The sequence below is a fragment of the Mesorhizobium sp. M7A.F.Ca.CA.002.04.1.1 genome, from assembly GCF_004022805.1.
Classification (GTDB): Bacteria; Pseudomonadota; Alphaproteobacteria; order Rhizobiales; family Rhizobiaceae; genus Mesorhizobium; species Mesorhizobium ciceri.
Genome location: NZ_RZPL01000319.1, coordinates 1 through 6174, shown reverse-complemented (window position 1 = coordinate 6174; position 6174 = coordinate 1). Strand labels below are relative to the sequence as shown.

Genomic DNA, 6174 nt, shown 5'->3' with positions numbered 1-6174 from the left:
GGACAGCCTCGCGCCTCATCAGCGCGTAGACACCTGCGCGCAGGATGGCGCGCAGCGTCGAATCGAGCCGCGACAGCGGCCAGTCCTCGGTCAGCGCCTGGCGGATGATCGGATCGATGGTCTTCTGGTTCTCGACGACACCCGCCAGGATAGCGCGAAACCATTGCGCATCGGCCTCGCGATAGAGCGCGCCGTCGACTTCCTTGCCAAGGCGAAACGCCTCGTACTCGGCGGTGATCTCGAAGACACCGCTGCCGGCGACATCCATCTGATAGAGCGCCTGCACGGCGGCCAGACGGGCAGCGCCGCGCTTGTTGGCGTGGCGCATCGCGGGCTGCCCGGGCGAAGCGGGTTCGCTCACGATCGCGCTCCCAATTGTTCCTTGAGGGCAATCATGGTCAGCGCCGCACGCGCGGCAAAGCCGCCCTTGTCGCCTTCCGAGCGCTTGGCGCGAGTCCAGGCCTGGGCGTCATTCTCGGTGGTGAGGATGCCGTTGCCGATGCAGACCGAGTCCTGCACGCTCAAATCCATGAGCGCGCGGCTGGATTCATTGGCGACAATGTCGAAATGATAGGTGTCGCCGCGGATGACGGTGCCGAGCGCGACAAAGCCATCATAATGTGTGCCGCCTTCCGTCGCGCCGTCCAGTGCAAAGGTGATCACCGCGGGGATCTCCAGCGAACCTGGAACGGTGACGACGTCATAAGTCGCGCCCGCCTCATCGAGCGCGCTTGTCGCGCCATCGAGCAGCGCGTCGGCAAGGTCGTCGTGAAAGCGCGCTTCGACAATGAGCAGATGCGCCTTCGCCTTCGGACGAATGAAGGCTTTGCCGTGTTGGGATGTACCAGCCATAAAAGTCTCCGGGGAGTTGCCGGTGACTTAGGCCGAAGCCGGGTTCATCGCAAGCGGAAGATTGCTGGATGGACTCCTGTCCTATCGATCCTCTCGCGTATGCCACAGGCGCAACACAGAAATTGTCGTGTTCTGTATCTCGTAACGAATTTCGTAGCTGCCTACCAAAATGCGACGCACTTCTCGTGGTTCGAACTCTTCCAGTCTCTCACCGATGCGCGGATATTCGACCAACCGTGCCGGCGCGGCAGTAAGCGACTGCACGGCACGTGCGGCCGCCGGGCCATTTGCTAGCACGAGAAAATCATGTAGCCGGACCAAGTCGGACAAAGCCTTGTTGGTCCATTTCAACTCCATCAACGAGGCACCGGCAGTGGCTTGTCGGTACCAAGACTCTCAGCCCACGCCTGCACGGCCTGGTGATCGATGACCCGTCCTGCGTCGACATCGGCCATTGCTTCAAGCGTGAGCCGTCGGCGCTCCTCCTCCAAATCCACCCACGCGGAAAGAGCTTGTTTGACGATCCAGCCGCGTGGGCGCTCAAGGCGGGCAGCCAGTTGATCTACCTTTTCAGCCAGCGGCAGCGGAACGTGAGCGGTGATTACTTTTGTATCCATCAGAGCCTCACAATCAGATTTAATCATAGCGATTAAAACTGATTAAGTCGAGTGCAGCAGCACTTAAAGCCCCTCTTTCGTCGCCTCGACCAGCCGCGCCGCATAACGCGCCATGGTGTCGATCTCGAGATTAACGCGGTCACCGACCTTGCGCTCACCCCAGGTGGTCACGGTCAGCGAATGGTGGATCAAAAGCACGTCGAAGCGCGCGCCTTCGACCTTGTTGACGGTGAGCGAGGTGCCGTCGAGCGCGACCGATCCCTTGGGCGCAATGAACTTCGCCAGGTCGCGCGGCGCCTCCAGCGTGAAGCGCACGGCATCGCCCTCATCCTTGCGCTCGATGATCTCGGCCATGCCGTCGACATGGCCCGAAACGATGTGGCCGCCGAGTTCGTCGCCGATCTTCAGCGCCCGCTCCAGGTTGACCTTGGTGCCGGATTTCCAGCCCGAGGCCGTGGTCAGCCGCAAGGCTTCCTCCCATGCTTCAACCTCGAACCAGCGTGCATTCGAGGCGCTGTCGGGCAAGGCCGTGACTGTCAGGCAGACGCCGCCGCAGGAGATCGAGGCGCCGATGGCGATGGTCTGCGGGTCATAGGCTGTGTCGATGCGCAGCCCCGCCCCTTCCCTGAGCGGCTTGACGGACGCGACAGTGCCGACATCGGTGACAATTCCGGTAAACATCGGTGTTGATCCCTAGAGGTCTCTTGTCCACTCGGCGTAGCTGTCTTCGCCGAAACGCATGTCGCGCAATTTGCGAAATCCTGCCGGGATATGGTCGGCGTCGATCGGCGATGCAATGCCGTCGTCGCCGATTGCATCCGGTCCCTGGAACAGCACGATGCGGTCGACCAGCCCGTCGGCCAGGAAAGCGCTCGCCACCCTGGCGCCGCCCTCGACCAGCACGCTGGCCATGCCGAGCGCGGCCAGATCCTCGAGTAGTTCCGGCAAGGCTACGCCGCCCTCGTGCGTCTCGGTGCCGATGAAGCGCACGCCGGCGCGTTCGAGTGCTGCCCGCCGCAGCGGATCGGCCTCCAGGCAAGCGGCGATATAGAGCGGTACCCGGTCGACGCCCGAAACCAGCTTCGAGGCCTCCGGCAACCTGAGCTGGCGGTCGAGCACGATGCGGGCAGGCGAACGGTTCTCAAGCCCCGGCAAACGCACCGTCAGGGCCGGATCATCCTCAAGGGCGGTGCCGATACCAACCAGTATGGCGTCCGCCTCAGCCCGCATCAGATACACTTCTCGGCGCGCGATATCGCCGGTGATCGACACCTGCCCGTCACCTTCCCTGCCGATCTTGCCGTCGCTGGAAAGCGCAAGCTTGAGAATCACTTCCGGGCGTTTTCTCAACGATCGAATCAAATAGCCGGCCATCTGCTCGGCAGCTTCCGCCGCCAGCACCTTCTCGACCACCTCGACACCGGCCGCGCGCAGGATCGCATAACCCTTGCCGGACACGCGCGAATCGGGATCGCTGGCGGCACCGACGACCCGCGCAACGCCGGCATTGACCAGCGCATTGGCGCAAGGCGGCGTGCGGCCGTGGTGGGCGCAAGGTTCCAGCGTGACGTAGGCGGTGGCGCCGCGCGCGAGGTCGCCGGCCTCGGCCAAGGCCTCGGTCTCGGCATGCGGACGGCCGCCGACAGCGGTGACGCCGGTGCCGACGATCATCGGACCATTGCCGTCATCGCGTACGATCAGCGTACCGACAGACGGGTTGGTCGCGGTGCGCCCGGCATTTTTTCGCGACAGTCTGAGTGCCGCCGCCATGAAGCGGCGATCAAGGGCGGCCTGTTCGCTTGCAGTCATGCTCAGCTGGCTTCCTCTTCACCCTTGACTTCGTCGCCCTTGAGCTCGCCCAGCAATTCATGGAAATCCTTGGCCTCGCGAAAATTGCGGTAGACCGAGGCGAAACGGACATAGGCGACATCGTCGAGCGACTTCAGCGCTTCCATGACCAGGCGACCGACTTCTCCCGAAGCAACCTCCGTCTCGCCGGAACTTTCGAGCTGGCGCACGATGCCTGTCACCGCGCGGTCGATGCGTTCGGGATCGACATTGCGCTTGCGCACGGCGATCTCCACCGAGCGCAACAGCTTGTCGCGGTCGAAGGGCACTTTGCGGCCCGATTTCTTGACCACGACGAGGTCGCGCAACTGCACGCGTTCGAAGGTGGTGAAACGGCCGCCGCAATCGGGGCAGACGCGCCGCCTGCGGATCGCCGCGCCATCCTCGGCGGGGCGAGAATCCTTCACCTGCGTATCTTCCGACTGGCAATAGGGACAGCGCATGGAGAAGCCTTTGGTTGGCGAATCTGGTGAAGCGAAAGGCTTAGAGGTTTTTGCAGCGATGGCAAAGTGTCGCCAACAGCTCCCTCGCCCTTCAGAGATAGCGAGGCGCAAGCAGGATTGCCAGCCTCGCCAGCAGCCGCACAGCGTACCGATGTCTTCAGGGAGCAACGTCGGCGGTCGGAAACCCGCACGATGCGCCGAGACTACGATAGGCCTTGGTGAAGCCGTCCATGGATATGCTTCCAACCGGCGCATCGCCGAAGGAGACGTCAAGCACCGATGCCCGGCGCATGGCGCGCAGGAGCGCCAGGCTGGTCTTGGACTGGTTGTCGACGGTCCAACTGAGCCGGCCGTTGACGGCGCCATCGGAATGGAGCTTGGCAGTGACGCGGCCCTTGTCGTCGCCGAAAGTGGCGGCAACCGACTTGCCGGCCGGCAAGGCCTTGTTGTCGACGGCGATCGTTACGGACGGGTAGGCATCCGGCGGCAGTGCATCGCCGTTCGTGATGATGAGCGTCAGAACGCCGCTCTCGCCGCCAGCGCCGATAAAGGCGGTCGAGGCCGCGCAGGTCTTGCGCAGATCCTCACCGGTGTCGACCTCGTCGACCAGGGTCGACCATCTGCCAAAGGTTTCGAGCTTGGGTGCCGTCTGGGCGGGCGCCGCGGGCTCGGGCTGAGGTGCGGGTTGCGCAGGAGCGGGTTGCGCGGGCGCGGCTTGAGCAGGGGCGGTTTGCGCCAAGGCGTTGCCGGGGAAAGGCCCGGCGATCAAAGCAGCCAGAGCGCCAACGGCGCCAAGGTCGGCGAAACGAAATGGTCGCATCATCAAGGCTCCTGTCGGTCGCCCCGGCCTGCTGAAACGACGCTTGTCGTTGCAGCAGGCCGCAAAACTTCCTATCGCGTCAGCCGAGATAGGGATAGAGCGGGAAGCGATCGGTCAGCGCCACGACCTTGGCCTTGACCGCTGCTTCGACGGCGGCATTGCCCTCGTCGGAATTGGCGACCTTGAGACCATCCAGCACTTCGGCGATCAGCTTGCCGATCTCCCGGAATTCGGCCTGGCCGAAGCCGCGCGTGGTGCCGGCCGGGGTGCCGAGACGCACGCCCGAGGTGACAAAAGGCTTTTCCGGGTCGAACGGAATACCGTTCTTGTTGCACGTGATGTTGGCGCGGCCCAGCGCCGCCTCGGCGCGCTTGCCGGTGGCGTTCTTCGGACGCAAATCGACCAGCATCAGATGGTTGTCTGTGCCGCCGGAGACGATGTCGAGACCGGTTTCCTTGAGGCTGGAGGCGAGCGCCTTGGCGTTGGCGGCAACGCTCTCGGCATAGACCTTGAAGCTTGGCTTCAGCGCTTCGCCGAAGGCAACCGCCTTGGCGGCGATGACATGCATAAGCGGGCCGCCCTGCAGGCCGGGGAACACCGCCGAATTCATCTTCTTGGCGATGTCCTCGTCATTGCACAGGATCATGCCGCCGCGCGGGCCGCGCAGCGACTTGTGCGTCGTGGTCGTCACGACATGGGCATGCGGCAGCGGCGACGGATGCACGCCGCCGGCGACCAGCCCGGCGATGTGCGCCATGTCGACCATCAGATAGGCGCCGACCGCGTCGGCGATCTCGCGAAAACGCTTCCAGTCCCAGACGCGGGAATAGGCGGTGCCGCCGGCCAGGATCAGCTTCGGCTTGGTTTCATGCGCGGTCTTCTCGATGGCATCCATGTCGAGCAGATGGTCGTCCTGGCGCACGCCATAGGAGACGACCTTGAACCATTTACCGCTCATGTTGACCGGCGAACCGTGGGTCAGATGGCCGCCGGAATTGAGGTCGAGGCCCATGAACGTGTCGCCCGGCTGCAAGAGCGCCAGGAAGACGGCCTGGTTCATCTGGCTGCCGGAATTCGGCTGGACATTGGCGAAGTTGCAGCCGAACAGCTTCTTGGCGCGCTCGATGGCCAGTTCCTCGGCCACGTCGACAAACTGGCAGCCGCCGTAGTAGCGCTTGCCCGGATAGCCCTCGGCATATTTGTTGGTCATGATCGAGCCCTGCGCCTCAAGCACCGCGCGGGAAACAATGTTTTCCGAGGCGATCAGCTCGATCTCGTGGCGCTGGCGGCCGAGTTCGTTGCGGATGGCGCCGAAAATCTCCGGATCGGCGTCGGCCAGCGTGGTTTCGAAGAAGGATTCGAATTTGTTCGACACTGCCGCTGCTGTTGCCATAGCCTGAAATCCTCGGGGTTCGGGGGCAATTTTGTTTATGCATGTCGTTGCCCAAACCGCTGTACACTTTTGGGCAACCTGCACGCGGCGCCATTAACACAGTTGTTTTCGCCCCGCCACGTTTGCCACGCGAAATTTGCTGGCCGGATTGCGCCAGCCAGGCCCGCGCGTCGTTATTTCCTCGCCTTCCGGCCCCTCAGC

At 63.5% G+C, this 6174-nt stretch carries 9 protein-coding genes; all 9 read right to left on the bottom strand.

Annotated elements, in window-relative coordinates; translation table 11 throughout:
- On the bottom strand, window positions 1-361 hold a 361-nt coding region (locus ENZ75_RS17530), incomplete at its 3' end, for a transcription antitermination protein NusB (protein ID WP_128278206.1).
- Window positions 358-852, bottom strand: coding sequence for a 6,7-dimethyl-8-ribityllumazine synthase (ribH, locus tag ENZ75_RS17525; RefSeq protein ID WP_063167766.1), 495 nt, complete (start codon window positions 850-852; stop codon window positions 358-360). The genes ribH and ENZ75_RS17530, both read right to left, overlap by 4 nt.
- An 81-nt stretch (window positions 853-933) precedes the next feature.
- A complete protein-coding gene (locus ENZ75_RS17520; protein ID WP_013532246.1) occupies window positions 934-1209 on the bottom strand; it encodes a type II toxin-antitoxin system RelE/ParE family toxin in 276 nt (91 codons plus the stop codon).
- Window positions 1209-1469 (bottom strand): ribbon-helix-helix domain-containing protein, encoded by a 261-nt coding sequence (locus ENZ75_RS17515; RefSeq protein ID WP_013532247.1) that lies wholly within the window; start codon window positions 1467-1469, stop codon window positions 1209-1211. Before ENZ75_RS17515 ends, ENZ75_RS17520 begins: the two co-directional genes overlap by 1 nt.
- Before the next feature lie 63 nt (window positions 1470-1532).
- Window positions 1533-2150 carry a riboflavin synthase gene (locus ENZ75_RS17510; RefSeq protein ID WP_063167765.1) on the bottom strand — a complete coding sequence of 206 codons (618 nt, stop codon included), beginning with the start codon at window positions 2148-2150 and terminating at the stop codon, window positions 1533-1535.
- A gap of 12 nt (window positions 2151-2162) precedes the next feature.
- Window positions 2163-3278 (bottom strand): bifunctional diaminohydroxyphosphoribosylaminopyrimidine deaminase/5-amino-6-(5-phosphoribosylamino)uracil reductase RibD, encoded by a 1116-nt coding sequence (gene ribD, locus ENZ75_RS17505; RefSeq protein WP_063167764.1) that lies wholly within the window; start codon window positions 3276-3278, stop codon window positions 2163-2165.
- 2 nt (window positions 3279-3280) lie between these two features.
- Window positions 3281-3760: a transcriptional regulator NrdR gene (gene nrdR, locus ENZ75_RS17500; RefSeq protein WP_013532250.1), complete on the bottom strand. Its 480-nt coding sequence runs from the start codon at window positions 3758-3760 to the stop codon at window positions 3281-3283.
- 157 nt (window positions 3761-3917) lie between these two features.
- A complete protein-coding gene (locus ENZ75_RS17495; protein ID WP_024504683.1) occupies window positions 3918-4583 on the bottom strand; it encodes a hypothetical protein in 666 nt (221 codons plus the stop codon).
- Window positions 4584-4659: 76 nt separating this feature from the next.
- Window positions 4660-5973: a serine hydroxymethyltransferase gene (glyA, locus tag ENZ75_RS17490; RefSeq protein WP_013532252.1), complete on the bottom strand. Its 1314-nt coding sequence runs from the start codon at window positions 5971-5973 to the stop codon at window positions 4660-4662.
- Window positions 5974-6174: the final 201 nt, after the last annotated feature.

What these genes read in the sequence shown, in the direction of transcription:
- ribH (WP_063167766.1), bottom strand. Translation starts at nt 852, where the DNA reads ATGGCTGGTACATCCCAACACGGCAAAGCCTTCATTCGTCCGAAGGCG.
- ENZ75_RS17520 (WP_013532246.1), bottom strand. Translation starts at nt 1,209, where the DNA reads ATGGAGTTGAAATGGACCAACAAGGCTTTGTCCGACTTGGTCCGGCTA.
- ENZ75_RS17515 (WP_013532247.1), bottom strand. Translation starts at nt 1,469, where the DNA reads ATGGATACAAAAGTAATCACCGCTCACGTTCCGCTGCCGCTGGCTGAA.
- ENZ75_RS17510 (WP_063167765.1), bottom strand. Translation starts at nt 2,150, where the DNA reads ATGTTTACCGGAATTGTCACCGATGTCGGCACTGTCGCGTCCGTCAAG.
- ribD (WP_063167764.1), bottom strand. Translation starts at nt 3,278, where the DNA reads ATGACTGCAAGCGAACAGGCCGCCCTTGATCGCCGCTTCATGGCGGCG.
- nrdR (WP_013532250.1), bottom strand. Translation starts at nt 3,760, where the DNA reads ATGCGCTGTCCCTATTGCCAGTCGGAAGATACGCAGGTGAAGGATTCT.
- ENZ75_RS17495 (WP_024504683.1), bottom strand. Translation starts at nt 4,583, where the DNA reads ATGATGCGACCATTTCGTTTCGCCGACCTTGGCGCCGTTGGCGCTCTG.
- glyA (WP_013532252.1), bottom strand. Translation starts at nt 5,973, where the DNA reads ATGGCAACAGCAGCGGCAGTGTCGAACAAATTCGAATCCTTCTTCGAA.